At 66.9% G+C, this 26,434-nt stretch carries 25 protein-coding genes; 8 read left to right on the top strand and 17 right to left on the bottom strand.

Features of this window, described 5'->3' with window-relative positions:
- Nucleotides 1-51 precede the first annotated feature (51 nt).
- The gene (locus CAL12_RS03055; protein WP_086063133.1) at nucleotides 52-678 is read left to right on the top strand and encodes a GntR family transcriptional regulator; all 627 of its coding nucleotides are present in this window, start codon (nucleotides 52-54) and stop codon (nucleotides 676-678) included.
- A gap of 199 nt (nucleotides 679-877) precedes the next feature.
- Nucleotides 878-2,428, top strand: a complete 1,551-nt coding sequence (locus CAL12_RS03050) for an ABC transporter substrate-binding protein (protein ID WP_086063132.1) — start codon at nucleotides 878-880, stop codon at nucleotides 2,426-2,428.
- Between the two features lie 72 nt (nucleotides 2,429-2,500).
- Here CAL12_RS03050 and CAL12_RS03045 read toward each other — a convergent pair whose 3' ends face one another.
- The 9 genes from CAL12_RS03045 to CAL12_RS03005 form a co-directional block, all read right to left on the bottom strand.
- Complete coding sequence (locus CAL12_RS03045; RefSeq protein WP_086063131.1) at nucleotides 2,501-3,550, bottom strand: Ldh family oxidoreductase; 1,050 nt, start codon at nucleotides 3,548-3,550, stop codon at nucleotides 2,501-2,503.
- 22 nt (nucleotides 3,551-3,572) lie between these two features.
- Nucleotides 3,573-5,114: a UxaA family hydrolase gene (locus tag CAL12_RS03040; RefSeq protein ID WP_420042749.1), complete on the bottom strand. Its 1,542-nt coding sequence runs from the start codon at nucleotides 5,112-5,114 to the stop codon at nucleotides 3,573-3,575.
- Nucleotides 5,115-5,218: 104 nt separating this feature from the next.
- Nucleotides 5,219-6,082: a fumarylacetoacetate hydrolase family protein gene (locus CAL12_RS03035; RefSeq protein WP_086063130.1), complete on the bottom strand. Its 864-nt coding sequence runs from the start codon at nucleotides 6,080-6,082 to the stop codon at nucleotides 5,219-5,221.
- 229 nt (nucleotides 6,083-6,311) lie between these two features.
- Complete coding sequence (locus CAL12_RS03030) at nucleotides 6,312-7,067, bottom strand: SDR family oxidoreductase (protein ID WP_086063129.1); 756 nt, start codon at nucleotides 7,065-7,067, stop codon at nucleotides 6,312-6,314.
- Between the two features lie 25 nt (nucleotides 7,068-7,092).
- Entirely contained in the window at nucleotides 7,093-8,499 is a 1,407-nt protein-coding gene (locus tag CAL12_RS03025) for a TRAP transporter large permease (RefSeq protein ID WP_086063128.1), read from the bottom strand.
- Between the two features lie 28 nt (nucleotides 8,500-8,527).
- On the bottom strand, nucleotides 8,528-9,139 hold the full coding sequence (locus CAL12_RS03020; RefSeq protein WP_086063127.1) for a TRAP transporter small permease: 612 nt from the start codon (nucleotides 9,137-9,139) through the stop codon (nucleotides 8,528-8,530).
- A 14-nt stretch (nucleotides 9,140-9,153) separates the two neighbouring features.
- Nucleotides 9,154-10,128, bottom strand: coding sequence for a sialic acid TRAP transporter substrate-binding protein SiaP (locus CAL12_RS03015; RefSeq protein WP_086063126.1), 975 nt, complete (start codon nucleotides 10,126-10,128; stop codon nucleotides 9,154-9,156).
- Nucleotides 10,129-10,196: 68 nt separating this feature from the next.
- Nucleotides 10,197-11,225: an L-idonate 5-dehydrogenase gene (locus CAL12_RS03010; protein ID WP_086063125.1), complete on the bottom strand. Its 1,029-nt coding sequence runs from the start codon at nucleotides 11,223-11,225 to the stop codon at nucleotides 10,197-10,199.
- Nucleotides 11,226-11,333: 108 nt separating this feature from the next.
- Nucleotides 11,334-12,083, bottom strand: a complete 750-nt coding sequence (locus CAL12_RS03005) for a FadR/GntR family transcriptional regulator (protein ID WP_086063124.1) — start codon at nucleotides 12,081-12,083, stop codon at nucleotides 11,334-11,336.
- A 124-nt stretch (nucleotides 12,084-12,207) separates the two neighbouring features.
- Between CAL12_RS03005 and CAL12_RS03000 the strand changes: the two genes are divergently transcribed.
- Nucleotides 12,208-12,603: a diacylglycerol kinase gene (locus tag CAL12_RS03000; protein WP_086067646.1), complete on the top strand. Its 396-nt coding sequence runs from the start codon at nucleotides 12,208-12,210 to the stop codon at nucleotides 12,601-12,603.
- Nucleotides 12,604-12,624: 21 nt separating this feature from the next.
- On the opposite strand, the gene CAL12_RS02995 is transcribed toward CAL12_RS03000, so the two are convergent.
- Nucleotides 12,625-15,870, bottom strand: a complete 3,246-nt coding sequence (locus CAL12_RS02995; protein ID WP_157792870.1) for an autotransporter domain-containing protein — start codon at nucleotides 15,868-15,870, stop codon at nucleotides 12,625-12,627.
- 412 nt (nucleotides 15,871-16,282) lie between these two features.
- Between CAL12_RS02995 and pyrF the strand changes: the two genes are divergently transcribed.
- On the top strand, nucleotides 16,283-17,101 hold the full coding sequence (gene pyrF / locus CAL12_RS02990) for an orotidine-5'-phosphate decarboxylase (RefSeq protein WP_086063122.1): 819 nt from the start codon (nucleotides 16,283-16,285) through the stop codon (nucleotides 17,099-17,101).
- 102 nt (nucleotides 17,102-17,203) lie between these two features.
- Here the strand turns inward: pyrF and CAL12_RS02985 are convergent, their stop codons facing one another.
- From CAL12_RS02985 to ribBA, 6 genes are all read right to left on the bottom strand, one after another.
- Nucleotides 17,204-17,743, bottom strand: coding sequence for a CinA family protein (locus tag CAL12_RS02985; RefSeq protein WP_086063121.1), 540 nt, complete (start codon nucleotides 17,741-17,743; stop codon nucleotides 17,204-17,206).
- Nucleotides 17,740-18,246: a phosphatidylglycerophosphatase A family protein gene (locus tag CAL12_RS02980; protein ID WP_086063120.1), complete on the bottom strand. Its 507-nt coding sequence runs from the start codon at nucleotides 18,244-18,246 to the stop codon at nucleotides 17,740-17,742. Before CAL12_RS02980 ends, CAL12_RS02985 begins: the two co-directional genes overlap by 4 nt.
- Before the next feature lie 32 nt (nucleotides 18,247-18,278).
- Nucleotides 18,279-19,244, bottom strand: coding sequence for a thiamine-phosphate kinase (thiL, locus tag CAL12_RS02975; RefSeq protein WP_086063119.1), 966 nt, complete (start codon nucleotides 19,242-19,244; stop codon nucleotides 18,279-18,281).
- Between the two features lie 49 nt (nucleotides 19,245-19,293).
- Nucleotides 19,294-19,782 (bottom strand): transcription antitermination factor NusB, encoded by a 489-nt coding sequence (gene nusB, locus CAL12_RS02970; RefSeq protein ID WP_086063118.1) that lies wholly within the window; start codon nucleotides 19,780-19,782, stop codon nucleotides 19,294-19,296.
- A complete protein-coding gene (gene ribH, locus CAL12_RS02965; RefSeq protein WP_086063117.1) occupies nucleotides 19,766-20,299 on the bottom strand; it encodes a 6,7-dimethyl-8-ribityllumazine synthase in 534 nt (177 codons plus the stop codon). Before ribH ends, nusB begins: the two co-directional genes overlap by 17 nt.
- 91 nt (nucleotides 20,300-20,390) lie before the next feature.
- On the bottom strand, nucleotides 20,391-21,569 hold the full coding sequence (gene ribBA / locus CAL12_RS02960; RefSeq protein ID WP_086063116.1) for a bifunctional 3,4-dihydroxy-2-butanone-4-phosphate synthase/GTP cyclohydrolase II: 1,179 nt from the start codon (nucleotides 21,567-21,569) through the stop codon (nucleotides 20,391-20,393).
- A gap of 174 nt (nucleotides 21,570-21,743) precedes the next feature.
- Here ribBA and CAL12_RS02955 point away from each other — a divergent pair, with 174 nt between their 5' ends.
- Nucleotides 21,744-23,519, top strand: coding sequence for a CYTH and CHAD domain-containing protein (locus CAL12_RS02955; protein ID WP_086063115.1), 1,776 nt, complete (start codon nucleotides 21,744-21,746; stop codon nucleotides 23,517-23,519).
- A gap of 43 nt (nucleotides 23,520-23,562) precedes the next feature.
- Here CAL12_RS02955 and ftsY read toward each other — a convergent pair whose 3' ends face one another.
- Nucleotides 23,563-24,876, bottom strand: coding sequence for a signal recognition particle-docking protein FtsY (gene ftsY, locus CAL12_RS02950; protein ID WP_086063114.1), 1,314 nt, complete (start codon nucleotides 24,874-24,876; stop codon nucleotides 23,563-23,565).
- On the opposite strand from ftsY, the gene rsmD reads away from it, so the two are divergent.
- The 3 genes from rsmD (at nucleotide 24,875) to CAL12_RS02935 (ending at nucleotide 26,366) form a co-directional block, all read left to right on the top strand.
- Nucleotides 24,875-25,453, top strand: coding sequence for a 16S rRNA (guanine(966)-N(2))-methyltransferase RsmD (gene rsmD, locus CAL12_RS02945; protein WP_086063113.1), 579 nt, complete (start codon nucleotides 24,875-24,877; stop codon nucleotides 25,451-25,453). The two genes, ftsY and rsmD, sit on opposite strands and share 2 nt — an antisense overlap.
- A 54-nt stretch (nucleotides 25,454-25,507) precedes the next feature.
- On the top strand, nucleotides 25,508-26,011 hold the full coding sequence (gene coaD / locus CAL12_RS02940) for a pantetheine-phosphate adenylyltransferase (RefSeq protein ID WP_086063112.1): 504 nt from the start codon (nucleotides 25,508-25,510) through the stop codon (nucleotides 26,009-26,011).
- A 103-nt stretch (nucleotides 26,012-26,114) separates the two neighbouring features.
- Nucleotides 26,115-26,366 (top strand): YfhL family 4Fe-4S dicluster ferredoxin, encoded by a 252-nt coding sequence (locus CAL12_RS02935; RefSeq protein ID WP_086063111.1) that lies wholly within the window; start codon nucleotides 26,115-26,117, stop codon nucleotides 26,364-26,366.
- Nucleotides 26,367-26,434: the final 68 nt, after the last annotated feature.

The following is a 26,434-nucleotide window of genomic DNA, read 5'->3' as shown; positions in this document are numbered from 1 at the left end:
GTGCGAGGCAAATTTCATAAAATCCGCATAAACCCATAACGGAATGAAATCATGCCGAAGACGGCGGCCTCTACCGCACCGGCTACGCTGGCCGATCAACTTGCCCGTGACATCCAGTCCGGCGTGTTCGGCACCGGCGCCTGGCTCAAGCAGATCGATCTGCAGGAACGCTATGGCGCCAAGCGCCTGGACGTCCGGCGCGCGCTGGACCACCTGACCCAGAAGCGCGTCATCGAACACGTTCCCAACCGGGGCTATCACGTCCATGCGATCGACGAGCAGCGGCAGAACCACGTCCGCGATATCCGCGCCCTGCTGGAAGTCGGCGCCGCCGCCGACCTGATGCCCCAGGTGACCGACGCCAAGGTCGCGCAGCTGCGCGCCCTGGCGGAACGTTTCGAACAGCTGGTGCTGACCGGCACGCTGCTGCAGCAGTACGAAGTGAACCTGCAGTTCCACGAAATGCTGTACGACCTGTGCGCCAACCGCGAACTGGTGTCGCTGATCCACGACATGCGCAGCCGCGCCGTCGCCGCGCCGGCCACGCAATGGATGACGCGCGCCCGTATCGAAAAATCGGTGCGCGAACACTTCGATATCGTCGCCGCGCTGCAAGCCCGCGACGTCAAGCGCCTGCAGAAAATCATCCGCGAACACGTCATGCAGACCATGCCCTGACCCCGGCGCTCGTCCCGGGTGGAACCCCGGGACGAGCCCCCGGGGGAGCCCCGGGAGGTGCCCTGGGGAAAGCCCTGGGTTACGGATCGCCGGCCACGTCTCCATAATGCCCAAATTTGGCGCCAATATTGTCATTTCTGTGCGCCCCCGGGCTTCGTCGGGAAAGCGAAGCCCGCGACCGGCCTGAGGAGAAGCGTTCGTGAAGTCCGTCCCAACATTCCGCGTCACCATCGCCCTGGCGCTGCTGGCCGCCGCGGCGTCCGCGCAGGCATCCTCCTACGTAATTTCCGAACCGGCGGACATCCGGTCGAGCAATCCCGGCGTCAATCGCGACGACACCACCGACGGCGTCGTGCTGAACATGGTGGAGGGCCTGGCGGGCTATCGGGCCAACGGTACGGTGGGACCGCTGCTGGCCAAATCCATCGATGTCTCCGCCGATGGGCTGACCTACACCTTCACGCTGCGTGACGGCGTCAAATTCCACAACGGCGAGCCCATGACGTCGGCCGACGTCATGTGGAGCTGGAAGCGCTACATGGACCCCGCCACCGACTGGCGCTGCCGCACCGAATTCGACGGCCGCAACGGGCTCAAGGTGGAAGAGGTCTCCGCGCCCGACGCCAGGACCTTCGTGATGAAGCTCAACCACAAGTCCGCGGTGTTCCTGGACACGCTGGCGCGCACGGATTGCGGCATGACAGCGATCCTGAACAAGGCCTCCGTCAAGGCGGACGGCAGCTGGGACAAGCCCGTCGGCACCGGGCCCTTCATGTTCGGCGAGTGGAAACGCGGCGAATACATCGTGCTCAAGGCGTTCAAAGACTACGTGTCGCCCCCGGGCGACAAGGGCGACGGTTATCTCGGCAACAAGAAGCCGCTGGTGGACGAAGTGAAGTTCCTGGTCGTGCCCGACGCATCCACCGTCAAGGCGGGGCTGATATCAGGGGCGATCGATGCCGGCCAGATCCCCTATACCGACGTGCCCGAGCTGAAGTCGCAGAAGGCGGTCCGCATCCTGGTCGCCTCCGATTCGGCCAAGCACACGATGCTGTTCCAGACGCGCGATCCGGCGTTGAAGAACCCCAAGCTGCGCCTGGCCATCGCGGCCTCCCTGGACATCCCGCAGATCGTCCAGGCCGCGACGGAAGGTCTGGGTACGCCCAACGCATCCGCGGTGGCGCGCGACTCCGCCTTCTACGACAAGGCACAGCAGCAAAGCTATCACTACGATCCCGCGCTGGCGCAGAAGCTGCTGAAGGAAGCCGGCTACAAGGGCGAGAAGATCGTCATCTACGCCAACAAGCGGGCGCACGTTCCCAGCTATCAGGTGGCAGTGATGGCGCAGGCCATGATGCAGGCCGTGGGCATCAATGCGCAGATCGAGGTGCTGGAGTGGGCGACGCAGCTGGACCGGTACAACAAGGGCAACTACCAGATCAGCTCGTTCAGCTATTCGTCGCGGCTGGATCCGGCGCTGAGCTACGAACAGTTCTCCGGCGACAAGGACAAGCAATCGCGCAAGGTCTGGGACGATCCGCAGGCCCTGGCACTGATCGACGAGAGCTTCTCGGAACTGGATACCGCGAAGCGTCAGGCGATCTTCGACAAGCTCCATGCCATGATGATGGCGCAGGCGCCGCTGATCCTGCTGTCCAACGGCAACCAGCCCTGGGGCGTCGGCAAGCGGCTGAGCGGCTTCACGGTATGGGAAGGCAAGCCTTTCGCGTGGGGCGCTTCCGTGCAGTAAGCGCTCGGTGACGGCCAGCGGCGCCGCGCCAGCACCGACTCGGCGTTTGCCGAGCGACCGCTCGACGCCTGCTCAGCGCCCATCCCGCACGGCCGGCAGGGCGACCCTCAACCGTTCGCCCCAGGCGCTGATTTCATTCCACAAGCCCGGCTCGATGGGGATCCCCTCGGCCCCGCGCCGCGCCGCCGCGTCGAGCTCCGGGTCGCCCGGCATGCGCGGCGAGCCGGGCTGCTGCGCCAGCTCGCGCGCCATCTGCTCGACGGTCGCGGCCAGCGCCGGGCCGCCGGGAAACCGCGCCGGATCGACGACGATGAAGAAAGCCCCCAGGCGCCGCGGCATGTCCAGCTTGTCGTACATCGGCGAGATATGCGGCCCGAACGGGTTTCCATTCAAGGGCCCGCACAGCAGGTCGATCATCAGCGCCAACGCGTACCCCTTGTGCCCATAAGATGGCCCGCCCAAGGGCCGCAGCGCTTTCGCGGCAGTGGCATCCTGCGCATCGGCGCCATGCGCGTCCACCGCCACGCCCGGCGGCAGGTCGGCGCCTTCACGCCGCGCGTTCATCACCCGATTCCAGGGGATGGACGTGGTCGCCATATCCAGGCAGACCGGTTCGCCGCCCGCGCGCGGGAAGGCGATCGAGATCGGGTTCGTGCCCAGAAACGGCACATGCCCGCCGAAGGGCGCGGCGATGGCGTCGGAATGCGTGAAGCCGATGCCCACCATCCCTGCCCGCGCCGCGACGCGCGTATACAGCCCGATCGCCCCGCAGTGCGACGAATCGGAAACCCCGACCGCCCCGACGCCGCTTTCCGCGGCGATTTCCATCGCGACCTTGTTGGCCCGATGGGACACGACGATGCCCAATCCCTGGCCGCCGTCCACATGGGCGGTGGCGGGTCCGGTGCGCCGTACCGCAATATCGGGCCGCGCCAGGATGGACCCATGCGCGAGCCGGTTCAGGTAATGCGGCAACCGCGCGATCCCGTGCGAATCGATTCCCCACAGGCTGGTCTGCACCAGGCTGCGCGTGACCAGCAGCGCATCTTCCGGCGGCACATCGTGCGCGCGCAGGCAGGCCGCACCCCATTCGATCAACGCATCGGCATCGCAATAACGCATGGTGTCTCCACATCCATCATGATCACATCACCGCGCCCAGTTGCCAGGGCACGAACTCGTTCTGCCCGTAGCCGTGCGCTTCGCTCTTGGTCACGCGGCCCGATGCCGTATCCAGCATCAGGCGGAAAATGCGTTCGCCCATCTCCTGTACCGTGACCCGGCCTTCGACGATGGCGCCGCAATCGATGTCGATGTCGTCCTCCTGCCGCTCCCACAGCGCGGTATTGGTGGACAGCTTCAGGGATGGCGCGGGGGCGCAGCCATAGGCGGAACCCCGCCCGGTGGTGAAGCAGATCAGGTTCGCGCCGCCGGCGACCTGGCCGGTGGCGGACACCGGGTCGTAGCCCGGCGTATCCATGAAAACCAGGCCGCGCGCGGTGACGGCCTGCGCGTACTCGTACACGTCGACCAGGTTGGTCGTGCCGCTCTTGGCGATGGCGCCCAGCGACTTTTCCAGTATGGTCGTCAAACCGCCGGCCTTGTTGCCCGCCGAAGGATTGTTATCCATCTCGGCGTCGTTGCGCCTGCAATAGTCTTCCCACCATCGCAGCCGGGCGACGAGCTTTTCCGCCACGGCCGGCGACACGGCGCGGCGCGTCAGCAGGTGCTCGCCGCCATAGATTTCCGGGGTTTCCGACAGGATGGCGGTGCCGCCGTGCCGCACCAGCATATCCACCGCGGCGCCCAGCGCCGGGTTGGCGCTGATGCCGGAATAGCCGTCCGAGCCGCCGCATTGCAGCCCCACGGTAATGTGGCTGGCGGATACGGGCGTACGCTGGACGCGGTTGGCGTCCTCCAGCATCCATTCCACCAGCTCGATGCCGCGCGCCACGGTCTTGCGCGTGCCGCCGGTGTCCTGGATGTTGAAGGTCTGCAGCTGCCGGCCGGCTTGCAGGCCCTCCTGCTCCATCAGGCCGCCGATCTGGTTGGTTTCGCAGCCCAGGCCGACCAGCATCAGCCCGGCGAAATTGGGATGGCGCGCATAGCCGCCCAGCGTGCGGCGCAGGACCTTGAGGGGTTCGCCTTCGCTGCTGGTGGCACAGCCCGCGCCATGCGTCAGCGCCACCACGCCATCCACGTTGGGATACTCGGCCAGCGCGCGCGGATTGATGTCGCGGCGGAAATGGTCGGCGATGGCCCGCGCGACAGTGGCGGAACAATTCACCGACGTCAGTACGCCGATGTAATTGCGGGTGGCCACGCGGCCGTCCGCGCGCACGATGCCGTCGAAGGTCGCGGGCGCTTCGACGTAGGCGGTGGGATGGGCGTCGCGGCCGGCGGCATAATCGCGCTGGAAATCGCTGAATTCCAGGTTGTGCGTATGCACGTGCTGGCCGGCCTTGATGTCCTGCCGCGCAACGCCGATGACCTGGTTATAGCGCCGCACTGCGGCGCCGGCGGGGATATCCCGCACGGCGATCTTGTGGCCTGGCGGGATCAGGCCGACGACAGTGACGTCCTCCGTGGGCAGGCGCGTCCCGCCCAGGAGTTGCCGCCGCGCGATGACGACGTTGTCGGCCGCATGGATGCGGATGACAGGATTTTCGCTTGCACTCATGTTCATGCTCTCCCCGCCACGCGACTTTCCGCCTGCGGCGCGCCGGACCCGCGCCCCGCAGCGCGTCCGCCGTATCGATGTGCGCCGCGTGACGCCGCGGCGCAGGCACATCAGCCGTCGATAAGCTCCGGATTCCAGGCATGCACGGGCTGCTGCTGCTCGCCCAATCCATCGATGCCCAGGCGCATCCTGTCGCCGGCCTTCAGGTACACCGGCGGCTTCATGCCCAGGCCGACGCCCGGCGGCGTGCCGGTGCTGATCAGGTCGCCGGGATACAGCGTCATGAAGCGGCTGACATAGCTGACCACTTGCGCCACGTTGAAGATCATGGTGCGCGTGCTGCCGGTCTGCATGCGCTTGCCGTTCACGTCCAGCCACATCGCCAGGTTCTGCGGATCGCCGATTTCGTCAGGCGTGACCAGCCAGGGACCGACCGGCCCAAAGGTATCGCAGCCCTTGCCCTTGTCCCAGGTGCCGCCGCGCTCGATCTGGTATTCGCGTTCCGAGACATCGTTGACGATGCAATAGCCGGCCACGTGCTTGAGCGCGTCGGCCTCCGACACATAGCGCGCCCGTGCGCCGATGACCACGCCCAGCTCCACTTCCCAGTCGCCCTTGACCGAATCCTGCGGCAACACCACCGGATCATTCGGCCCGATGACGCAACTGGTCGGCTTCATGAACACCACCGGCTCGGCCGGAATCGGCAAGCCCGACTCGGCCGCATGGTCGGCGTAGTTCAGCCCGATGCACACGAACTTGCCCATGCCACGCCACGGCGGCGCGATCCGCCCCGGCTCGGCCACCAGCGGCAGGCTGGCCGGATCCACCTTGGCCAGCGGCGCCAGGCCCTGCGGCGTCAGCAGATCCGCGGTGATGTCCGGCACCACACCGGACAGGTCCCGCACCTTCCCATCGCGGTCCAGCATGGCGGGCTTTTCAGCGCCCTTGGCGCCATAACGAAGCAACTTCATCGCATTCCCTCAAGTATGAATTCAGTGACAACCCAAGCCCAAGGCAACGGCCAAGACCCAGGCCCCCCCCAATCGTCGCACGAAACGATACTCCCACCACCCCCACCCCGCGCCGCAAACCCCACCAAGAACCCCGACGCCGCCGCGACCCAGGACGCCGCGGATCCGGGTCCCCCGGTCCGCCAGCGTCGCCCCCCTGGGGGGGAAGCGCGCAGCGCTTCGGGGGGGGTCAATTACTCCAGCCCCCGTCCACAATCTGCGTCGTGCCGGTCGTGAAGGCGGACTCGTCGCTGGCCAGATAGACGGCGAGCGCGGCGATTTCCTCGGCGCGGCCCAGGCGGCCCATCGGCTGGCGCGCGACGAAGGCGGCTTCGACTTCCTGCGGCGACTGGCCGTTCTGGCGGGCCTGCGCGGCGATCCGGTCGCGCAAGGACGGCGACTCCACCGTACCGGGGCAGATCGCGTTGCAGCGCACACCCTTGCCGACGAAGTCCAGGGCGACGGACTTGGTCAGTCCCACCACCGCTGCCTTGGTGGTGCTGTAGACGAAGCGATTGGGTACGGCCTTCACGCTGCCGGCCACCGACGCCATATTGATGATGGAGCCCGAGCCTTTGGCGACCATGCCCGGCAGGAACCCCTGGATCAGGCGCACCATCGCCCGCACATTCAGCTCGAAGGCAAAGCTCAGGTCTTCGTCCTTCGCTTCGAGGATGCCGCCGGCATGGACATAGCCCGCGCCATTGAACAGGATATCCACGTGGCCGGCGTCAGCCACCGCGCGCTCGACCGCCCGCGCATCGGTCACGTCCAATTCCAGCACGGTGCAGTTGGGCAGCTCCGCCAGCGCGCTCAATCCCGTCGGGTTGATATCGGCCGCGATCACGCGCGCGCCCTCGCGCAGGAAGGCTTCCGCCGTTGCCCTGCCTATGCCCTGCCCCGCCGCCGTCACGAACGCCGACTTGCCCGCCAATCGCTGACCCATGATGTTGCTACCGCCTCCAGTGGAATCAGTTGCCCATGCCCAATGCATGCGGCAACCACAAAGTAATCTGCGGCACGTAGGTAATGGCGATCAGCGCCAGGAACAGCGGCACCAGCCAGGGCAGGATCGCCATGGTGGTCCGTTCCACGGACAGCCGCGCCACGCGCGCCAGCACGAACAGCACCATGCCCAAGGGCGGGTGCAGCAGGCCGATCATCAGGTTCAAGGTCATGATGAGGCCGAAATGTATCGGGTCGATGCCCAGCTTCAGCACGATCGGCAGCAGGATGGGGACCAGGATGGTGATCGCCGCGATGGTATCGATGAAGCAACCCACCACCAGGATCAGCACATTGGCCAGCATCAGGAAGACCCACTTGCTCTGCGTCACGCTGAGTATGGCGTCGGTCAGCGCCTGCGCCGCCTGCGTCGTGGTCAGCAGCCAGGCGAATACCGAAGCCGCGGTCACGATGAACAGCACCGATGCCGTCGTCTCGATGGTCTCGAAGGTAGCCTTGGCCAACAGCCGCAGCGTCATGCTGCGATAGCGCACCAGGCCCAGGAACAGGGCCCATACCACGGCGGCCACCGCCGCTTCGGTGGGTGTGAACCAGCCCAGCGTCATGCCGCCGATCAGGATGACGGGCGCCATCAGCGCCATGACGGCGGAAAAATTGAAGCGCCAGTCCAGCGCCAGCAGCACCACGAAGGCGATGATGGCGGCCCAGTTCGTCGACACGCCGTACCGGGTCATCAGCCAGATGGCGAACGGGAACGCCAGCACGATCACCACTTCCAGCGCGGCCCCGCCCAACCGGCGCAGGTCGAAACCGACGTCGCCGCCCCAGCCGTTCCTGCGCGCGTAGTAGGCGACGGTGAACATCATCAATACCGTCAGCACCGCACCCGGCACCACGCCGGCCAGGAAGAGCGAGCCGATCGATACGTTCGCCATCATGCCGTAGATGACGAAGGGCAGCGACGGCGGAATGATCGGTCCCAGCGTGGCCGACGCGGCCGTCACGCCGACCGCGAACTCCGTCTTGTAGCCATGATCCTTCATGGCCTTGATCTCGATGGTGCCCAGTCCGGCTGCGTCGGCGATGGCGGTGCCCGACATGCCCGCGAAGATCACCGAGCCGATGATGTTCACATGCCCCAGGCCGCCGCGCATCCAGCCCACCAGCGCCACCGCGAAGTTATAGATACGCCCCGTGATGCCGGCGATGTTCATCAGGTTGCCGGCCAGGATGAAAAAAGGCACCGCCAGCAGCGGAAAGGATTCCACGCCGGCGATCATGCGCTGCGCCACCACCACGTCCGGCACGTCGCCGGAGACGAGCAGGTAAAGCAGGGAAGCGCCCGCCATGGACACCGCCACGGGCATGCCGACGATCATCATCAGCAGGAAAGCACAGATCAATATCCACATTGTCCAGCCCCTTGTTCGCGCCAGCGGCTCAGTCGAGTTTGTCGTAGGCGTCGGGCCGTTCCAGATTGGAATAGCCTTGCCGCCAGTTAACGATCGTGACTTGCAGAGACCGGACGGCCATCAGCGCGAAACCGAGCAGGGCCAGCCAGTAGACGTATGACTTGTTCCATTCGATGGTGGTCATCGGCTCGTCGCCGACCAGCTGGATATAACGCCAGACCAGCCAGCAGACATAAGCGAAGAATGCCGTGCGCACCACGTCGATCAGCGTGGACAGCACCCTGCCCAATGCATGCGGCAGGAAGCGGTACAGCAGATCGACCTGGATGTGGCGGCAGGTACGCACGCACATCGCCGCGCCGATGAACACCACCCCGATCAGGCAGTAGGTGGCAAGCTCTTCGGTCCAGGCGAAGGAATCGTTCAGCACGTAACGCGTGAAAAACTGCAGGAACACCAGCAACGCCATGAGCCAGAAAATCGCCAGGCACAGCCAGTCCTCGAAGGTATGGCCCGAGAGGTCGGCATCCTGGTGATCGGCTTCCTCGAAACTGGAGACGATGGATTCCACGGACGACGCGTGCTGCGCCGCCTGTTGCGGCGCTACGCCGACGGGTGAAACGTGTGCATCGGTAGCCATGGCGCTTCCTCCGCTTACTTCACGGCCTGTATTTTTTCCCAGTCGGCCTTTTCATAGCCGTATTGCTTGAACGGCACCTTGTCCAGCACCGTCTGGCGGAAGTCGGCCACGTTAACCGTGTCCACTGTGATGCCTTTTTTCTTGAATTCATCCACCAGCTGCTGTTCGCGCGCGATGATCTGCTTGGACGCGCGTTCGGCAGCCTGCTGCGCCACGTCCGAGAAGATCTGGCGATCCTCGGGAGACAGCTTCTTCCACAACTGGCCGGAGATGATCGTGTTCAGGTGGTCGACGATGTGGCCGGTCAGCGCGATGTACTTCTGCACTTCGTAGAACTTCTTGGCCTCGATCGTGGTCAGCGGATTTTCCTGGGCCTCGACGGTGCCGTTCTGCAAGGCCAGGTAGACCTCGGCGAATGCGATCGGCGACGTATTGGCGCCGCAGGCGCGCGGCATCGCCAGGTAGGCCGGCACGTCGGGCACGCGCATCTTCAGGCCCTGCATGTCGGAGCACTTCTGGATGCGCCGGTTGGACGTGGTTTGCCGCGTGCCGTAGTAGGTGGTGGCGACGATGTGGTTATTGCTCTTCTTCTCGTAGCCTTCCACCAGTTCCTTGTAGATATCGCTCTTGGTATAGGCCAGCAGATGCTGCGGGTCGCGGAAGGTATAGGGATAGTAGGTGACGCCGATGCGCGGGAACGCCTTGGCGGCGAAGCTGGAGCCGGAGATGATCATGTCCACCGTGCCCAGCGTCAGGCCCTGGTTGATATCGTTTTCCTTGCCCAGTTGCGACGCCGGGTAGACATCGATGTGATAGCGGCCGTTGGTGCGCTTCTCGATCTCCTGGGCGGCCCACACCGATTCCGTATGGAAAGGTTCCGACGTCTCGTAGACGTGCGCCCATTTCAGCTTGGTCTGCGCGGTCGCGCCCGCCGATACGGCGAGCGCCAGCGCGGCGAACAGTAGTCTGGCTGCCTGGCCTTGCTTCATGTCGTGTCTCCTCTTTCTTGCAGGACGTCGATGCGCTCTGCGGCGCTGCCTGTCGGTTCAATGGAACATCATTCACATACGAGTTGCACCTTGGTACTGCGGGTTCGGTCGGCCGCCAGTTCGAAGGCCGCGACGGCCTGGTCCAGCGGCAGTTGCGCGCTCATCAAGGGCCGGACGTCGACCTTGCGCGCGCGCAGATAGGCAACGGCCCAATCGAATTCAGGACCGGCGCGGAAAGCGCCGACGTAGTCGAGTTCGCGGGCCATGATGCTGTTCGCCGGGAAATGCAGGCCTTCGGCCGGCAGCGTGCCCACCTGCACGATGCGCCCGCCGCGCCGCGTAGCGGCCAGGCAGGTCGCCAGGGCCGCGGGACTGCCGGCTGCCTCGATGGCGATGTCGGCCACGTCCGCCAGTTCGCTCGCGTGGGCCGTATCGCTGCGCACGGCGGCGTCGGCGCCCACGGCGCGGGCCATCTCCAGCGGACGATCGGCGATGTCGCAGACGATGATGCGGGCCGCGCCCGCCAGGCGCGCGGCGATCACCGTCATGCAGCCTATGGTGCCGCCGCCGGTCACGAGCACCGTGCGGCCCATCATTTCACCCGCGCGGCGCACGCCGTGCAGACCGATGGACAGCGGCTCGGCACAGGCCAGCTCACCCAGCGTAATGTCTTCCGGCACCGGCGTCAGTTGCCGCTCACCCATCACGAAACGCTCGCGGAACATGCCCTGCACGTGGGGATAGACGCTGGCGCTGCCCAGGAAACGCATGTTGCTGCACAGGTTGTCGCGGCCGGCGCGGCAGTAGTCGCAGCGCCCGCAGGGATGCGAAGGATTGATGGCGACCTTCATGCCCGGCGCGACGCGGGTCACCGCGTCGCCGACACGCGTGACGACGCCGGAAGCCTCGTGGCCAGGGATCAGCGGCTCGCGGATGACGAAGGCGCCGACCCGGCCATGCAGGAAGTAATGCAGGTCGGAACCGCAGATGCCGGCCGCGCCCAGGCGCAGCTCGACGTCATGGGGCGCCAGCGGCGCGGGATCGTCCGGCTCCAGCCGCAGGTCGCGGGCGCCGTGGATGCGGCAGGCGATGCTCATGCCGACACTCCTGGCTGCCTTCCCTGCAGCCTTCCTTGCCGCTTTCCTGGCTGCCGGTCCGGCGGCTCCTGGCTTGCGACCATCATGTGTCTCCTCCCGAGGCGATGGCTACGTGGCTGCGCCCATGGTTCTGGATACCGCCTTCGATTTGCCTGTCGTACCATCCGTTGCCGACCACTGCGCGGTGAACCGGTCGTGCGACCTGGCCATGTGGTCGCGCATGGCCGCCCGCGCCGCCGCGGCGTCGCCGGCCGCGATCGCGTCGACCACCCGTTCGTGTTCGGCGATGGCCGCTTCCCAGCTTTCCGCGTTCTCGAAATGACTGCCCAGCTGCACCGCCAGCGGATTGTGGCGTTCGTCGTAAAGCTCGCCCACCAGCCGCAACAGCACCGAGTTCTCGGTGGCGGCCGCGATGCGCACATGGAACAGGCGGTCGCCGCGCGCGGGGATGTTGCCGGAACCGGCTTCCTCGCGCATGACGTCCAGCGCCTGGCGCAGGCCGGCGATATCCGGCGCCTTCATCACGCGGGCGGCCTGCGCCGCCAGCTCGCCTTCGATCAACTGCCGCGCCAGGATGGTGTCCAGCGGACTTTCCGCCACCACGCTGCCGGCCGCCGCGCCGTCGCCGCGCGCCCGGACGTAGATGCCCGACCCCATCCGCACTTCGACCAGGCCTTCGACCTCCAGGGCGATCAGGGCTTCGCGCACCGAGGGCCGCGAAACACCCATCTTCAGCGCCAGATCCCGTTCCGGGGGCAGGCGGGTGCCCACGGGAAATTCGCCCCGCTCTATCAGGGCCCGCAACTGGTCCGCGATCTGGCGGTACAGTCGCCGGGGTTCAATGGCGTGGAACGGCATGCGGTTGATCGGTCAAGTGGCCTTACCAATTGACCGCATACTGCGCGTCACGGCATGATGAAACAATTAGGGTTTCTGCTTATCATTGCGGCGGTCGCCCTTCCGCCGGTCCAACCTATCCGCCATGACGCCTACACCGCAGCACTCGCCATATAAAAGCACCGGCGGCATGCGCCGCATCTTCAACGCGCTGCGCTATTCCATGCAGGGGCTGCGCGCGGCCATCCGTTACGAAGCGGCCTTCCGCCAGGAACTCGCCCTGGCCATCCTGCTGATCCCGGCCGCCTTCTGGCTGGGCCGGTCCGTGCTGGAAGTCTTCATTCTTATCATGTCGGTCACGATGGTGCTGGTGACCGAACTGCTGAATTCCGCCATCGAGGCCCTGGCCGATGCGCTTTCGGTGGAAATGCACCCGCTGCTGGGACGCGCCAAGGACCTGGGCAGCGCCGCGGTGCTGCTCTGCCTGATCTTCACCGTGGCGATCTGGGCCGCCGTGGCGATCGGCCGCTTCCTGTTGTGAAGGACGCGGCCGGCGCGCCTGTCAGAACGCGACGTTGAGCGCGCCCAGCACGCCCTGATCGGTATTGCGGGACGAATACTGCCCGTTGTATGAAACGCTGATCGTCGCATTGCGCGTGATGTGCACGCCCACACCCACATCGACCACCGCCTGGCTGCGCGCGATCGGCACCCCGGAAATGTCGAACGACGCGCCGCCCTGGAACGATTCGGTCGCTACCGGCCGGATATCGCCCACCGCGTAACGCCAGCCCACCATGCCCTTCAACAGGAACTCCGTGCCGTTGAAGCTGAAGCGGGTGGTCCCACGCAAGCCCAGCGTGCTCAGGCCGGTGTTCATATCCTGGCTGGCGACGTGCAGCGCGTCCGCGCCGCCGCGCTCGTCGAAGGCTTCGGCATGCTGATTGACGTAGGCCAGGTTCAGGAAGGGCTCGACGTCGGCGCGACTGCCCAGCGGCACCTTGTAGCCCAGTTCGCCGAAGACCTGCGCGGTGCCGGCGTTGTAATTCGAGCTGAGGCGGTCGGAAAACCCTGGCACCGCCAGCCGGCGGTCGGCGCTGATGTCATGCCAGGTATACGTCGCGCCGGTGCGCAGTCCCAGCGCGCCCCATTGCGTGCCGCCGTACACACCCAGGTGGTAGTCGTCGCTGTCGGCGGTCGCGGTGCTGCCGTTCACGCGATACGAGCCGTGGCTGTAGCCGGCCAGCACGCCGGCCCGCCAGTTCCCCGCCACGGGCATGTCGGCGCCGATGAAGAAGCCGCCCACGGAACGATTCAATCGGGCGGCATCGCTGTCGCCGTCCGCATGACCCCAATTGCCGTAGAAGCGCGCCCATCCCATCGGCCGCGAGCCGCCGCAGGCCGTCGCGCCCGACGCCCGCGCTGGCGCGACGGCACGCGGGTCCGCCGCGGGATCGGCGGTGCAGGTAAACGCATCGCCCAGCCGTTCGTTGACCGCATCACGCGTGAAATGGCTGCTTTCGAGCATCGCCGACTGCACCGAGGCATGGATCTCACCGGACAGTTGATCCAGCGCGGTGCGCGCGGCCGCGTCGGTCTGCTGGTTGACCACCGGCACCGCCGCCGGCGCGCCGGGGCCCAGGGAGTCCAGCCCGGACGCGGTCGCGGCCTGGTTGGGGGTGGTCGCAACGTCGCCGATCGGGCGTGTCTGCTTCACTTCCAGGTAGGCGTTGCGCGGGTCGTAAGTGCCGTTCAAGGCCAGGAAGGCGCTCAATCCGGTATCGCCCGTCACGGTGAATGCGCCGTTCACGCCATCGGTCGCGGTCAGGACCGTGTAGCGCGTACCCACCACATAAGGCGCGGGGCTGGTTTTGGTCACGTTGAGCACCGCGCCATTCTGGATCGTGGCCGTACCGTTCACCGCGATGCGGTCGGAAACCGGCAAGGTCGGATCGACTTCAGCCTGGTAGGTCGCGCCGGCCTGCTGCACGTAGGGCCCGTTGACGGTCAGCGTGCCGATGCTGTTGCCCGGCGCCACCACCGCGCCGGCGCGCAAGGTGGTCGCCCCGACGGTGCCGGCGCCACGCAGCGTACCCTTGTCGACCGTCACCGCGGAAGTCCCGGCATCGCCGTTGACGGTCAGTACGCCGCCATTGCCGACCGTGAAGGACGATGCATACGCCGATCCGTTGATTGTCGCCGTGCCACCATCCAGGCGCATCGGAGAGTTCGCCAGTGTTCCGGCAACTGTCGCCACGCCGCCATTCAGTGCCACCGGGGAGTTCGCCAGCGTCCCGGCGACCGTCAACGCGCCGCCATTCAGCGCCACTGGAGAGTTCGCCAGCGTCCCGGCGACCAGGAGCGTGCTGGCGGCGTCCACGGTCAGCGATGAATTCGCCACCGTGCCGCCGGCCAGGACATCGATCGCACTGCTGGCGGCGCCGATCGCGGCACCGTCGACGGTCCCGGCCACCGCCAAGGTGCTGCCGCTCGCCAGCGTCAAGCGGGAGTCGTTCACGCTGCCGCCCGCCGCCACCTCGACGGAGGCGCCGCTCACGGACATGGACGAATTGGCCAGGCTGCCGCTGACAGCCAGCGTGGCGCCACGATTCACCGTGAACGCCGAATTCGAGACGGCGCCGTCGACGCCCAGCGTGCCCTGCCGCACCGTCCAAGACATGGCCGACGTCGACGTGCCGGTCAGGGTCCAGTCGCTGGCGCCGGTCTTTTCGAATTGGCCGAAGCCCCGGTACTGCGCGATCGTACCGATCGCCGATACGTCGAAGGCGGCGTCGGTATCGCCGCCCAGCCTGAGGCTATCGGCGTTGCTGAACGCCACCACATTGCCGGTGATCGTGGAACCCGCTTGCAGCTCCAGCGAATTCACGCCGCCGACGAATCGCACGGCATCGGCGCCGGTCCCCGCGGTGATCGTCCCCGCGTTGACCACCGTGGCATTGTTTCCCACGACCCCCGCGCCGCCGATCGGTTTGGGCAAGGCGACGTTGCTGGTCGTGATCGCGGCCGCCGCGCCGCCGGCGATCACGCCCTGGGCGGCGTTGACCAGCGTGCCGCCGTTGGATATCCATACCCCTTCCCCGCCGGAACCGCCTTGCCCGGCCGACCCGCTGGTGCTCGCGGCATTGCCCCCCGTGCCCCCCGTCAGCACGCCCGCATTGACCAGGGTGCCCGCGCCGCCCAGCACGGCCGCCACGCCCCCGCCACCACCGCCGCCGAACAGCCGCGTGGTGCCGCCGTGGCCACCCGTGATCGTCGCGCCCGACTCCACAACCGCATTGGCGGACGAAAACAAGCCGGCACCACCGCCGCCACCGCCACCGGACGAGTTCCCGCTCTGCGAGCTGTCGCCCCCCGCGCCGCCGGTCACCGAAGCGCCCGCGCCGACGACCAGGTCGACACTCGTGGTGACGCCTACCCCGCCGCCCCCGCCCCCCGCGCCGTTGTTCAAGCCGCTGGGGAGCGCCGCGGCATTGGCGCCCCTCGCCCCGGAGACCGACCCTGACACCGTGGACACACCTGCCGCGCCCGCGCTTCCCGTCGCGCCCGGCGCGAAGACGGTGGGATCATTGTTGATCACCGCGAGGCCGCCGCTGCCGCCGTAACCTGTCGTGATGTCGGTCGCGCCACCCCCGCCGCCCTTCCTGCCTGTCCCATTGACGACGGACGCGGCCTGTCCGTTGGCCTGGGCCGCGTCACCGTTGGTCCCGCCGGCGCCCGCGTAGGGCTGGCTGGCGACAACCACGGCGCTTCCGGCGCCGCCGTTACCCGCCCAGGCCGTCGCGGACATCGCCATCGCGAGCGCGAGCACAGATGCCCTGAGCCGGTAGGGAGGCAACGCCCGGACCTTATCCGGAACGTCGCGGACAACGGACTTCACCAAAACGGCATTGGCCAGACTCAGACACATCGCACTTTTCCCAGGGTTATGAAATCGGTACGGAAGAGCGCGCAAATTATTTCCGAGTTTGTCTCGAACAACAATTATTATCTTGGCGTGGCAATTTATGTTGCAGCTCGCCACCTCAATGCCACTGGGAAAGGCCAACGTGTCGCATGTAACCTGGTTACGTCCTTGCGGCGCCCGCGCAACGACTGCCTCGACAGGTGGCACGCCTGATGGCGACCATCCCCCGTGACTGGGGCGGTCTAGGCAGGCGGTACACTGGCGCGGTTCACCGACGCGCAACATTCCACTGACGATGAATTTCAAAGAAAAACTCGACGCCGCCTGGGAGTCCTCCGGCTCGCTGCTGACGGTCGGCCTGGATCCAGACGTGCAAAGGCTGCCCCATGAACTGGACGGGGAGCCGGACGCCATCTTCCGTTTCTGCCGCGACATCGTGGACGCGACGGCACCCTACGCCTGCAGCTTCAAACCGCAGATCGCCTACTTCGCCGCGGCGCGGGCGGAAGACCAGTTGGAGGCGCTGTGCGCGCACATCCGCGAACGGCATCCGGACCATGCCATCGTGCTCGACGCCAAGCGCGGCGATATCGGCTCCACCGCGGAACAGTACGCACGCGAGGCCTTCGAGCGCTACAACGCGCATTGCGTGACCGTCAGCCCGTACATGGGCCTGGATTCGGTCGAACCCTATCTGCGCTGGACCGATCGCGGCGTGTTCGTCCTGTGCCGCACCTCCAACCCCGGCGGCTCGGACCTGCAGTTCCTGAAAACGGAAGAAGGCGAACCGCTATACCTGCACGTGGCCGGCCTGGTCGCGGATAAATGGAACAGCCACGGCCAATGCGGCCTGGTGGTGGGCGCCACCTATCCCAACGAGCTTGCCTCGGTGCGCCAGCGCGTGGGCGATGCCGTCCCGCTGCTGATACCGGGCATAGGCGCGCAGGGCGGCGACGTGACGGCCACCGTGACCAATGCGCGCGATGCGCACGGGACAGGCATGTTGATCAGTTCGTCCCGCGCCATCCTGTACGCGTCGGGCGGCAAGGATTGGCGTGAAGCCGCGGGCGCGGCCGCCAAGGACCTGCGCGACGCCATCAACGCGGTGCGCTGACGTCGGCGGTCCTTTTCGATCGGACATGACAACGGCCCGGCATCGTCATGCGATGCCGGGCCGCCATCAGGACGCGACAGGGCCGCGATAGGGCAGCAGCGATCAGACCAGCGTGGGTGCCGGTTCCTCGACCCTGGCGCCTATGGTTTCGAGCAGGCCCAGCAGGGCGAACGCCACCGCCTGCTCGCGGATCTGCGCGCGGTCGCCGGTGAATACGTGCGTGGCGGCGCGGGTGGTGATGCCGCTGCCCACGCGCACCGCGAAACCGAAGCACACCATGCCCACGGGCTTGCCGGGCGTTCCGCCTTCCGGCCCGGCGATGCCCGTGGTGGACACCGCCACGTGCGCGCCCAGGGATTCCAGCAATACGCCGTTGGCCATTTCCTGGGCCACGGGTTCGCTGACGGCGCCATACAGGTTCAGCGTATCCGGCGATACCTGCAGGTCGACGACCTTGGCTTCGTTGCTGTAGGTGACGAAGCCTCGGTCGAACCAGGCGCTGGAGCCCGCGACCGCCGTGATGGCGCCGGCGACCAGCCCGCCGGTGCAGGATTCGGCCGTACCCATCATCCAGTTGCGGCGCTTCAGTTCCCGCCCCAGCGCGGCGGCCAGGTTGATCGTATTGCTGTCGAACGTCGTCATTGAAATGCTCCCATACGCACTGCAATTGCCATGACCAGCAGCGCATAAGCCGCCGCCAGCAAGTCATCCCACATCACACCAATACCGTTCTTCATGCGCGCATCAAAATAGCGGATGGGCGGCGGCTTGACGATGTCGAAAACACGGAACAGGACAAAGGCGCAAAGTTGCGCCACCCACCCGCTCGGCACCAGCCACAACACCAGCCAGAAGGCGGCCATTTCGTCCCAGACCATACCGACATGATCGGGTTCGCCGAGTTCCTGGCCCGCACGATGACAAGCCCAGCATCCATAGACGATCGCCAGAGCAATTAGCAGGCCCAACGCCAGGTCGCCGAGCCAGTGCGCCGCGGGCAGCCACAGGATCCAGGCCAGCAGGGTGCCCCAGGTACCCGAGGCCGGCCGGATCAGGCCCGAGCCCAGGCCGAAGGCGACGAAGCGGCTTGGGGTCTTCGATATCCACGAAAAGGACGGGAAAGCGACGCGGGCGCGTGCCCGCATGGAAACGGGATCTGGATCCGGCGTAGTGTGATTCATGAGGAACGGAAGTGATCGAAACCGCGGGGAAGGTCGCGCAACGGGGTGCCGTCCGCATCCAGCACCACGAGCTGGCCGCCGGCATCGACGACGCCGATGCGGCTCACCGCCACCCCGCATTCGGCGCCGATGCGGCGGACGGCGTCGGCGCGGTCGGGAGGGGCCGTAAAGCACAATTCATAAACGTCGCCACCGGCCAGCACGGCGTGCCGCACGCGGGCGGGCGGCAGATCCGCCAGCGCGGTGGAAACCGGCATGGCATCCAGCGCCAACCGGGCGCCGACGCCGCTGGCCTTCAGGATGTGGCCCAGGTCCTGCAGCAGCCCGTCGGAGATGTCGATGGCCGCGTGGGCGACGCCGGCCAGGGCCGGACCCAGGGTGTAACGTGGCTGCGGCCATTCCAGCGCCGTGCGCGTGCGCGCCAGCAGCGCCTCGTCGGCGGGCATGTGGCCGCCCAGCAGCCGATAGGCGATATCGGCATCGCCCAAGGTGCCCGACACCCAGATATCGTCACCCACCCGCGCACCGTCGCGGCGCAAGGCGGCTTCCGGCCGGACCGCGCCAAACACCGTCACGCTGATGGCGAGCGCGCCGGGATTGCCCGTCGTGTCGCCGCCTATCAGCGGGCAGCCTGCCTGGTCGGCCATGGCATGGAAGCCCTGGGCGAAGGCCGCCAGCCAGGGCTCCCTGGCTTCCGGCAGCGCCAGCCCCAGCAGGCAGCCGATGGGCCGTGCGCCCATCGCGGCAAGGTCCGATACGTTCACCGCCAGCGCCTTGTGCCCGAGGGCGCGTGGATCGACGTCCGGAAAGAAATGCCGGCCTTCGATCAACAGGTCGGTACTGGTCGCCACCTGCATGCCGGCCGGCACGCCGAACAGCGCGCAATCGTCGCCGACGCCCAGCATGCCAGGCGGGGCGGCGCGCTTGAAGTACCGGTCTATCAGGTCGAACTCGGAAGCCACGCGGATTCCTTGCAATGGATCGACGCCGCGCGAGCTGGTTCCGTCGGGATCAGCGGCGCGCGGCCGCCGCGACTTCCTTGGCCCGTACGTCCGCCGCCAGCTTGTCCAGCACGCCGTTCACGAACTTGAAGCCGTCGGTACCGCCAAAGGACTTGGCCAGTTCGACGGCCTCGTTGATGGCGACCTTGTACGGGACTTCGACGTGGTGCACCAGCTCGTAGCTGCCGATCAACAGTATGCCGTGTTCGACCGGCGACAGCTCGTTCAGCGGCCTGTCGATGAAGGGCGTGAAGCGCTCGCGCAGGTCGGGCGCTTCACGCAGCACACCGTGCAGCAGGGTTTTGAACCACTGCGCATCGGCTTCGGAAAAATCCTCGGCATCGCGCAGATGGGCGTCGATTTCGCCGGCGTCCTGGGTGCCTTCGCCGCCGCGCAGCAGCCAGGCATAGACGCCCTGCAGGGCGAATTCGCGGGCGCGGCGACGCGCGCTGCGCGCGTTGGCGCGTACCTGGGCGGCTTGATCAGCGGCGGTTGTCATCGTCTTCTTCTTCGTCGAAATCTTCGTCCTCTTCTTCCTCGTCCTCGTCGTCTTCTTCGGGTTCGAGGGCGGCGATCAGGTTGGCCATCTCGACGGCGACCTGGGCGCAGTCGCGGCCCTTGCCAGGCGCGCGGGCTTCGGCCTGTTCGTCGGTATCGACCGTCAACACGCCGTTGGCGATGGGGATGCCGGTTTCCACGGAAATACGGGTGATCGCGGCGGCCATTTCGTTGCTGACGACCTCGAAATGGTAGGTTTCCCCACGGATCACCGCGCCCAGTGCGATCAGGGCGTCGAATTCATAGGTTTCGGCCATGCGCGCCAGCGTGACGCCCAGTTCCAGCGCACCCGGCACGGAAACCAGCATGACGTCGCGTTCGTCGACACCCAGCTTGGCCAGTTCTTCCAGGCAAGCTTCCTGTTCGGCCTGGCCGATCTCCTCGTTGAACCGGGCGCGGACGATGCCGATGTGCAGCCCCTCGCCGTTCATGTCGGGGGATAAGGTGTAGGGATTCATCGATGACTGCCTTATAGGGTTGCGGCGGTGGTCGCAAAAGATGGAAGCGGCGGGTGCCGGAAGGCGGCACCCGCGAGTAAAGCCTGTGCGCCTAGCGTACCGGGGACGCGGGAGGGTCGCAATCGTAACCTGTAATCGACAGGGCGAAGCCCGCCATGCTGGGCATCCGGCGCGGCCGCGCCAGCAATTTCATCTGGCCGACGTTCAGGTCGCGCAGGATCTGGGCGCCGATGCCATAGGTGCGCAGCCCCACGCGGTCGGCGCGGGATTCGTCCCTGGCGCCACTGGCGGGCTCGCCCCAGGCGGCGATCTGGTCGGACAGGTGTTCGCCGCCCGCCTGGCAATTCATCAGCACCACCACGCCGGCCGGCGCGGTGGCGATGGTCTGCAGGGCCTGCGCCACGCCCCAGCTGTGCTGGCTGGCGCCCATGTCCAGGACATCCAGCAGCGACGCGGGTTCGTGCACCCGCACCAGGGTTTCGCGCTGCGGGTCGATGTCGCCGTGCACCAGGGCCAGGTGGATGGATTGCGTGGCGGTGTCGCGATACGCAACCGAGCGGAAGGTGCCCCACGGCGTACGCATCGGGCGCTCGCCCAGCCGCTGGATGATGGATTCGTGCTCGCTGCGGTACTGGATCAGGTCGGCGATGGTGCCTATCTTCAGGTCGTGCGCCTGGGCGAACGCCACCAGGTCGGGCAGGCGCGCCATCGTGCCGTCCGGCTTCAGGATTTCGCAGATGACGGCGGCCGGGGTCAGGCCCGCCATGGCGGTCAGGTCGCAGCCGGCTTCGGTATGGCCGGCCCGGACCAGGACGCCGCCAGGCACGGCGCGTACGGGGAAGATATGGCCAGGCTGCACCAGATCGGCCGGCTTGGCGTCGCGCGCCACGGCCACGCGTATGGTGCGGGCGCGGTCGGCGGCCGAAATGCCGGTTTCCACGCCTTCCGCGGCCTCGATCGACACGGTGAAATTGGTGCCAAAGCGAGTGCCGTTGCGGGTGGCCATCAGCGGCAGGTCCAGCTGGCGACAGCGTTCTTCCGTCAGCGTCAGGCAGACCAGGCCGCGGCCGTGGGTGACCATGAAGTTGATGGCCTCCGGCGTGACGAATTCCGCCGCCATGACCAGGTCGCCTTCGTTTTCCCGGTCTTCTTCGTCGACCAGAATGACGATGCGCCCGGCGCGCAGCTCGGCGATGATTTCGGCGACCGAGGCGATGCCGAAGGATTCGGCTTCGGCGGCGGACGCGGCGGGAGTAAGCTGGGCGGACATGACGGCGACAGGCGGGCGGAAAAAACCGATTTTACCGCTCCGCGGCGGAGCGCAGACGGCATGCGCACCCCGAACTCCCCGTCAACCGCGTGCGAATGACGAATTTATGACACGTCATCACTATCCAATCAACGGATGGGTACTATCGCGGGTCACTTTGTTTTGCGGAACGTCATGTCGGAACAGGAACTGAAGCTGCACGTGCCTGCGGCGGCCCGGGCTAACGTCGAACGAGAACTCAGGCAGGCGGGCGCGGAACGCGTACCCCTGCATGCGATGTATTTCGACACCCCGGAACGCGAACTGGCGCGGGCCCGGATCGCCATCCGCCTGCGGCGCGAGGGTCGCAACTGGGTGCAGACCTTGAAAACCCCCGGGGCCAACGCGATCACGCGCGTGGAGATGAATCATCCCCGCCCCGGGCCCATCCTGGACCTGTCCGTCTATGCCGGCACCGAAGTCCATGACGCGCTGGCCGCGCTGAAGGGCGAACTGGAACTCCGCTACGAGACGGACGTCATCCGCCTGGTCCGCAAGACGCGCACGCGGCAGGGCACGGTGGAGATCGCCTACGACCAGGGCGTGCTGCGCGCGGGCGAGTTCGAGCTGCCCATCTCCGAAGTCGAATTCGAACTGATGTCGGGCCGTCCTGCCGCCATCTTCGCCACGGCGCGCACCTGGCTGCCTCGCCATGGCCTGGTACTGGATCCCCGCAGCAAGTCGGAACGCGGCGACAGCCTGGCGCAGTTGGCACATACGCTGGCTCGGCCAGGCCTGACGGAAGACGCGCGCAAGGCGGCGATCGCGGAATTCTGGGGGCCGCGCGCCACCAAGCCCATCCACCTGTCGCCGGGCATGACGCCCCCGCAGGGCCTGGCGGCGGTCGCGAGCGAATGCCTGAACCAGATCATGCGCAACGCCGCGATGCTGGCCGAAGTCGATACGCTGGACGTCTATGGCGCCGGCCAGCCGGAACACGTGCACCAGCTTCGGGTGGGCATACGCCGCCTGCGATCGGCCTGGCGCCTTTTCCGCGGCTGGGCCGAATTGCCGTCGGATGACGCGCAAAACGCCCTGCGGGAATACTTCGCGGCCTTCGGCGCCAATCGCGACCAGGACGTGCTGCAGGAGTCCATCATCCCGGCGCTGGTGAAAGCCGGCATGCCCACCTTTCCGATACCGGGGTCCGATACGGCCCCGGTGGCGGCGCGCGACACCGCCGCCGGCAAGGCCTTCCAGGGCTGGCTGCTGGACATGCTGGAGTGGACGCTGGACGTGCGCCCCGCGCCGGAAACATTGGAAACCGCGATGGCGGGTGGTGCCGCCCCGGGCGGGAACGCGCACAAGAGCCTCAGATTGCCCGGTGGCCTGCTCGCCGCCGCCGAGGACGGTGCGGCCAGCGCGGCAGGCAAGGACAGCGGGGGCGGCGCCATCGATGCGGCAGATGCCGGCGCCCAGGACGTCGACAGGGCCGGCGGCAATGGCGTTTACGCCGGTACGCCCGCGCACGACCCGGAGATCATCCATCCCACCATCATCCCGCTGACCCCGCGCGAACCGCGTGACCTGCCTACCCTGTTGGGGCGCCGGCTACGCAAATGGCACAAGCAGGTGCTGGCGGAAGGCCAGCGGTTCGCCGAACTGGATATCCCGACGCGCCACGATCTGCGCAAACGCGCCAAGCGCCTGCGCTACGGCCTGAGCTTCGCGGAATCCCTGCTGCCGGCGAACCGGATGCGCGACTACCGGCGCCGCCTGGCGGCGGTGCAGGACGTGTTGGGCGAGATGAACGATCTGTCGGTCGCGCATGATCTGTATCGCCAGTGGAGCAGCCGCCATCCGCAGGCGTGGTTCGCCCTGGGCTGGATCAGCGCCAGGCAGGAAAAGCTGACCGGCGAGGCCCAGCGGGCTTTCGCCAAGCTGGGCGCGGCGAAGCGATTCTGGCGATAAGCGGGAACCGCCGCGCGTCGGCGGCGGTTCGGTTCGGATCAGTTCAGTTCGACATGCCCAGCAAGGCGGCGGCGAACTCGTCGGCGACGAAGGGCTGGAGGTCTTCCAGGCCTTCGCCCACCCCTATCCAGTAGACCGGAACCGGGCGTACCCCCTGGCTGCCGGCGGCCACCGCGGCCAGCGTGCCGCCCTTGGCCGTGCCGTCCAGCTTGGTCACCACCAGGCCGGTCAGATTGATCGCCGCATCGAAGGCCCGTATCTGCGCCAGGGCGTTCTGGCCCGTATTGCCGTCGACCACCAGCAGCACTTCATGGGGCGCCGCGGGATCGGCCTTGCCGACGACACGGCGGATCTTCTTGAGTTCTTCCATCAGGTGCAACTGCGTCGGCAGGCGCCCGGCGGTATCGACCATCACCACCCCCACGCCCCGGGCGCGGCCGGCGTTGACGGCATCGAATGCCACCGCGGCGGGGTCGCCGCCTTCCTGGGCGATCACCGTGACATTGTTGCGGGCGCCCCATTCCATCAATTGCTGGCGGGCGGCGGCGCGGAAGGTATCCCCAGCGGCCAGCAGCACGCTGGCGCCCTGCTGCTGGAAGGTGTTGGCCAGTTTGCCGATGGAGGTCGTCTTGCCGGCGCCGTTCACGCCGGCGATCATGATCACCAGCGGGGCCGCCCGGCCCAGCTCGAACCGGCGTTCCAGCGGCCGCAGATGGTCGGCCAGGATCTGGCGCAGTACTTCGCGCACTCGGGCGGCGTCTTCGATGCGCTCTTTCTTGACGCGGGCGCGCAGCGCGTTCAACAGCGTCTCGGTGGCTTCAACGCCGGCATCGGCCATAATGAGCGCCGTTTCCAGTTCCTCGAACAGGTTTTCGTCGACCTTGACGCCGACGAACAGGCCGCCGATGCTCTGGCCGGTACGCGACAGGCCCTGCTTGAGGCGCTGCAGCCAGGATTTTTTGCCGGCCTGCTCGACCGGAGCCGCGGCGGACGTGGTCTGAGCCGGCGTCGCGGCGGAAGGCAGGTCCGGGGGCGCCGCCGGCACCGCCAGCGGTGTCGGCGCGGCTACGCTGGACGTCCCTGGTCCGGGCGTCGCCACGGCAGGCGCCGGCGCGGCGGATACGCCCGCGGTACCGGCGCCCGGAACCCGCGCGGACGTGCCGCCCAGGTCGATGGCGGGTTCCACCCTGGCCGCCGGCCACGGGGCGTGCTCATCCGGAAGCCGCGGCGCGGCTTCGGGCGCCGTGGCGGGCGGGACGTGATCCTGGGAGTCGCGGCCGGCCGGCTCGGCAGGCTGGGGAGCCTGCGCGGGCTCAGGGGCGGGCGCGGGGGATTTTTTCTTGAAGAAATTCAGCATGACGACCAAGTATATTCGCATCGTCGGCGGCCAATACCGGCGCACGCCGATTGCAGTGATCGATACGGCCGGGCTGCGGCCGACACCGGACCGGGTCCGCGAAACGCTGTTCAACTGGCTGCACTATTTCTGGGATGGCGACTTCGCCGGCAAAAGCGTGCTGGATCTGTTCGCCGGCAGTGGCGCGCTGGGCTTCGAGGCCGCTTCGCGCGGCGTGGCGCACGTGCAGATGGTGGAACGCGACAAGGCCGCCCTGGCCGCCCTGCGCGCCGTCCGCGACAAGCTGGGCGCCAGCCAGATACGCATCCACGCGGGCGATGCCATGGAAGTCCTGCGTCGCATGGACGCGTCGCGCTACGACCTGGTGCTGCTGGATCCGCCATTCAACCAGGGCTGGCTGGAACGGGTCGCGCCCCTGCTGCCGGGCGTCCTGGCCGAAGATGCGCTGGTGTACGTCGAAAGCGAAGCCGAGCTGCCGCAGGACGTGCTGGCCGCTCCACAATTCGAAATGTTGCGTAAGGACCGTGCCGGTGCTGTCCACTATGCGCTACTACGGTTTGCTGCAATGCAGAAATAGATCAATAATCGTCGGTTCGGAGAGGCGACATACCCATAAATCAAGGGAGGACGCATGATCATCGCTGTTTACCCCGGCACATTCGACCCGCTCACCCGCGGTCACGAGGACCTCGTACGGCGCGCCGCCGCGCTGTTCGACGAGGTCGTGGTCGGCGTTGCCCATAGCCGCAACAAGAAGCCCTTTTTCAATATCGAAGAACGCGTCGCGATCGCGCGCGAAGTCCTCGGCCACTACCCCAATGTGCGCGTCGAGAGCTTCGGCGGCCTGCTGAAGGATTTCGTGCGCGAACAGAATGGCCGCGTGATCGTGCGCGGCCTGCGCGCCGTGTCCGACTTCGAATATGAATTCCAGATGGCGGGCATGAATCGTCACCTGCTGCCGGACGTCGAAACGCTGTTCATGACGCCGTCCGACCAATACCAGTTCATTTCCGGCACCATCGTGCGCGAGATCGCTCAACTGGGCGGGGACGTCAGCAAATTCGTCTTCCCTTCGGTCGAGCGTTGGCTGCAGGAAAAAGCCAAGGTGCACCGCGAGCAGAGCTGGCCTCGATGAGCCGCGCGCCGGCTGGCGCGGGCATGGTGGCGGCCGGCACTACAATAGGCCTATTCGCGCGCGCTGCGCGCAGCCCGAGCGGCTTTCGAAGCCGCTGTCCACCATGGCTCTGACGATCACTGAAGAATGCATCAACTGCGACGTATGCGAGCCGCAGTGTCCCAACGAAGCCATTTCGATGGGCGATGACTATTACGTCATCGATCCCGACAAGTGCACGGAATGCGTGGGGCATCATGACGAGCCGCAGTGCAAGGTGGTCTGTCCGGTGGAATGCATAGAGATCCACCCGCAGTGGCAGGAAGGCCAGGAAGCGCTGATGGCGAAATACCGGCGCCTGACCGGCCACGCCTAGCCGGCCGCGCCTGGCCGGCTGCAACTGACTGGCTGACCTCACCGTCCGCACCTCACCGCCCGCACCTC

The sequence above is a fragment of the Bordetella genomosp. 8 genome (assembly GCF_002119685.1).
In the GTDB taxonomy this organism is placed as follows: Bacteria; Pseudomonadota; Gammaproteobacteria; order Burkholderiales; family Burkholderiaceae_B; genus Bordetella_C.
The sequence above is the reverse complement of the archived record's forward strand: the minus strand, read 5'-3'. Positions and strand labels throughout refer to the sequence as shown.

Coding starts and splice junctions, on each gene's coding strand:
- ribH (WP_086063117.1), bottom strand. CDS start 20,299: ATGAATCCCTACACCTTATCCCCCGACATGAACGGCGAGGGGCTGCAC.
- rsmD (WP_086063113.1), top strand. CDS start 24,875: ATGACGACCAAGTATATTCGCATCGTCGGCGGCCAATACCGGCGCACG.
- CAL12_RS03055 (WP_086063133.1), top strand. CDS start 52: ATGCCGAAGACGGCGGCCTCTACCGCACCGGCTACGCTGGCCGATCAA.
- ftsY (WP_086063114.1), bottom strand. CDS start 24,876: ATGCTGAATTTCTTCAAGAAAAAATCCCCCGCGCCCGCCCCTGAGCCC.
- CAL12_RS02995 (WP_157792870.1), bottom strand. CDS start 15,870: ATGTCCGCGACGGCCTGGGCGGGTAACGGCGGCGCCGGAAGCGCCGTG.
- CAL12_RS03025 (WP_086063128.1), bottom strand. CDS start 8,499: ATGTGGATATTGATCTGTGCTTTCCTGCTGATGATGATCGTCGGCATG.
- CAL12_RS02955 (WP_086063115.1), top strand. CDS start 21,744: ATGTCGGAACAGGAACTGAAGCTGCACGTGCCTGCGGCGGCCCGGGCT.
- CAL12_RS03005 (WP_086063124.1), bottom strand. CDS start 12,083: ATGCCGTTCCACGCCATTGAACCCCGGCGACTGTACCGCCAGATCGCG.
- CAL12_RS03035 (WP_086063130.1), bottom strand. CDS start 6,082: ATGAAGTTGCTTCGTTATGGCGCCAAGGGCGCTGAAAAGCCCGCCATG.
- CAL12_RS03045 (WP_086063131.1), bottom strand. CDS start 3,550: ATGCGTTATTGCGATGCCGATGCGTTGATCGAATGGGGTGCGGCCTGC.
- CAL12_RS03010 (WP_086063125.1), bottom strand. CDS start 11,225: ATGAGCATCGCCTGCCGCATCCACGGCGCCCGCGACCTGCGGCTGGAG.
- pyrF (WP_086063122.1), top strand. CDS start 16,283: ATGAATTTCAAAGAAAAACTCGACGCCGCCTGGGAGTCCTCCGGCTCG.
- CAL12_RS03030 (WP_086063129.1), bottom strand. CDS start 7,067: ATGGGTCAGCGATTGGCGGGCAAGTCGGCGTTCGTGACGGCGGCGGGG.
- CAL12_RS03020 (WP_086063127.1), bottom strand. CDS start 9,139: ATGGCTACCGATGCACACGTTTCACCCGTCGGCGTAGCGCCGCAACAG.
- coaD (WP_086063112.1), top strand. CDS start 25,508: ATGATCATCGCTGTTTACCCCGGCACATTCGACCCGCTCACCCGCGGT.
- nusB (WP_086063118.1), bottom strand. CDS start 19,782: ATGACAACCGCCGCTGATCAAGCCGCCCAGGTACGCGCCAACGCGCGC.
- CAL12_RS03000 (WP_086067646.1), top strand. CDS start 12,208: ATGACGCCTACACCGCAGCACTCGCCATATAAAAGCACCGGCGGCATG.
- ribBA (WP_086063116.1), bottom strand. CDS start 21,569: ATGTCCGCCCAGCTTACTCCCGCCGCGTCCGCCGCCGAAGCCGAATCC.
- CAL12_RS03015 (WP_086063126.1), bottom strand. CDS start 10,128: ATGAAGCAAGGCCAGGCAGCCAGACTACTGTTCGCCGCGCTGGCGCTC.
- CAL12_RS02980 (WP_086063120.1), bottom strand. CDS start 18,246: ATGCGGGCACGCGCCCGCGTCGCTTTCCCGTCCTTTTCGTGGATATCG.
- CAL12_RS02935 (WP_086063111.1), top strand. CDS start 26,115: ATGGCTCTGACGATCACTGAAGAATGCATCAACTGCGACGTATGCGAG.
- CAL12_RS03040 (WP_420042749.1), bottom strand. CDS start 5,114: ATGAACATGAGTGCAAGCGAAAATCCTGTCATCCGCATCCATGCGGCC.
- CAL12_RS02985 (WP_086063121.1), bottom strand. CDS start 17,743: ATGACGACGTTCGACAGCAATACGATCAACCTGGCCGCCGCGCTGGGG.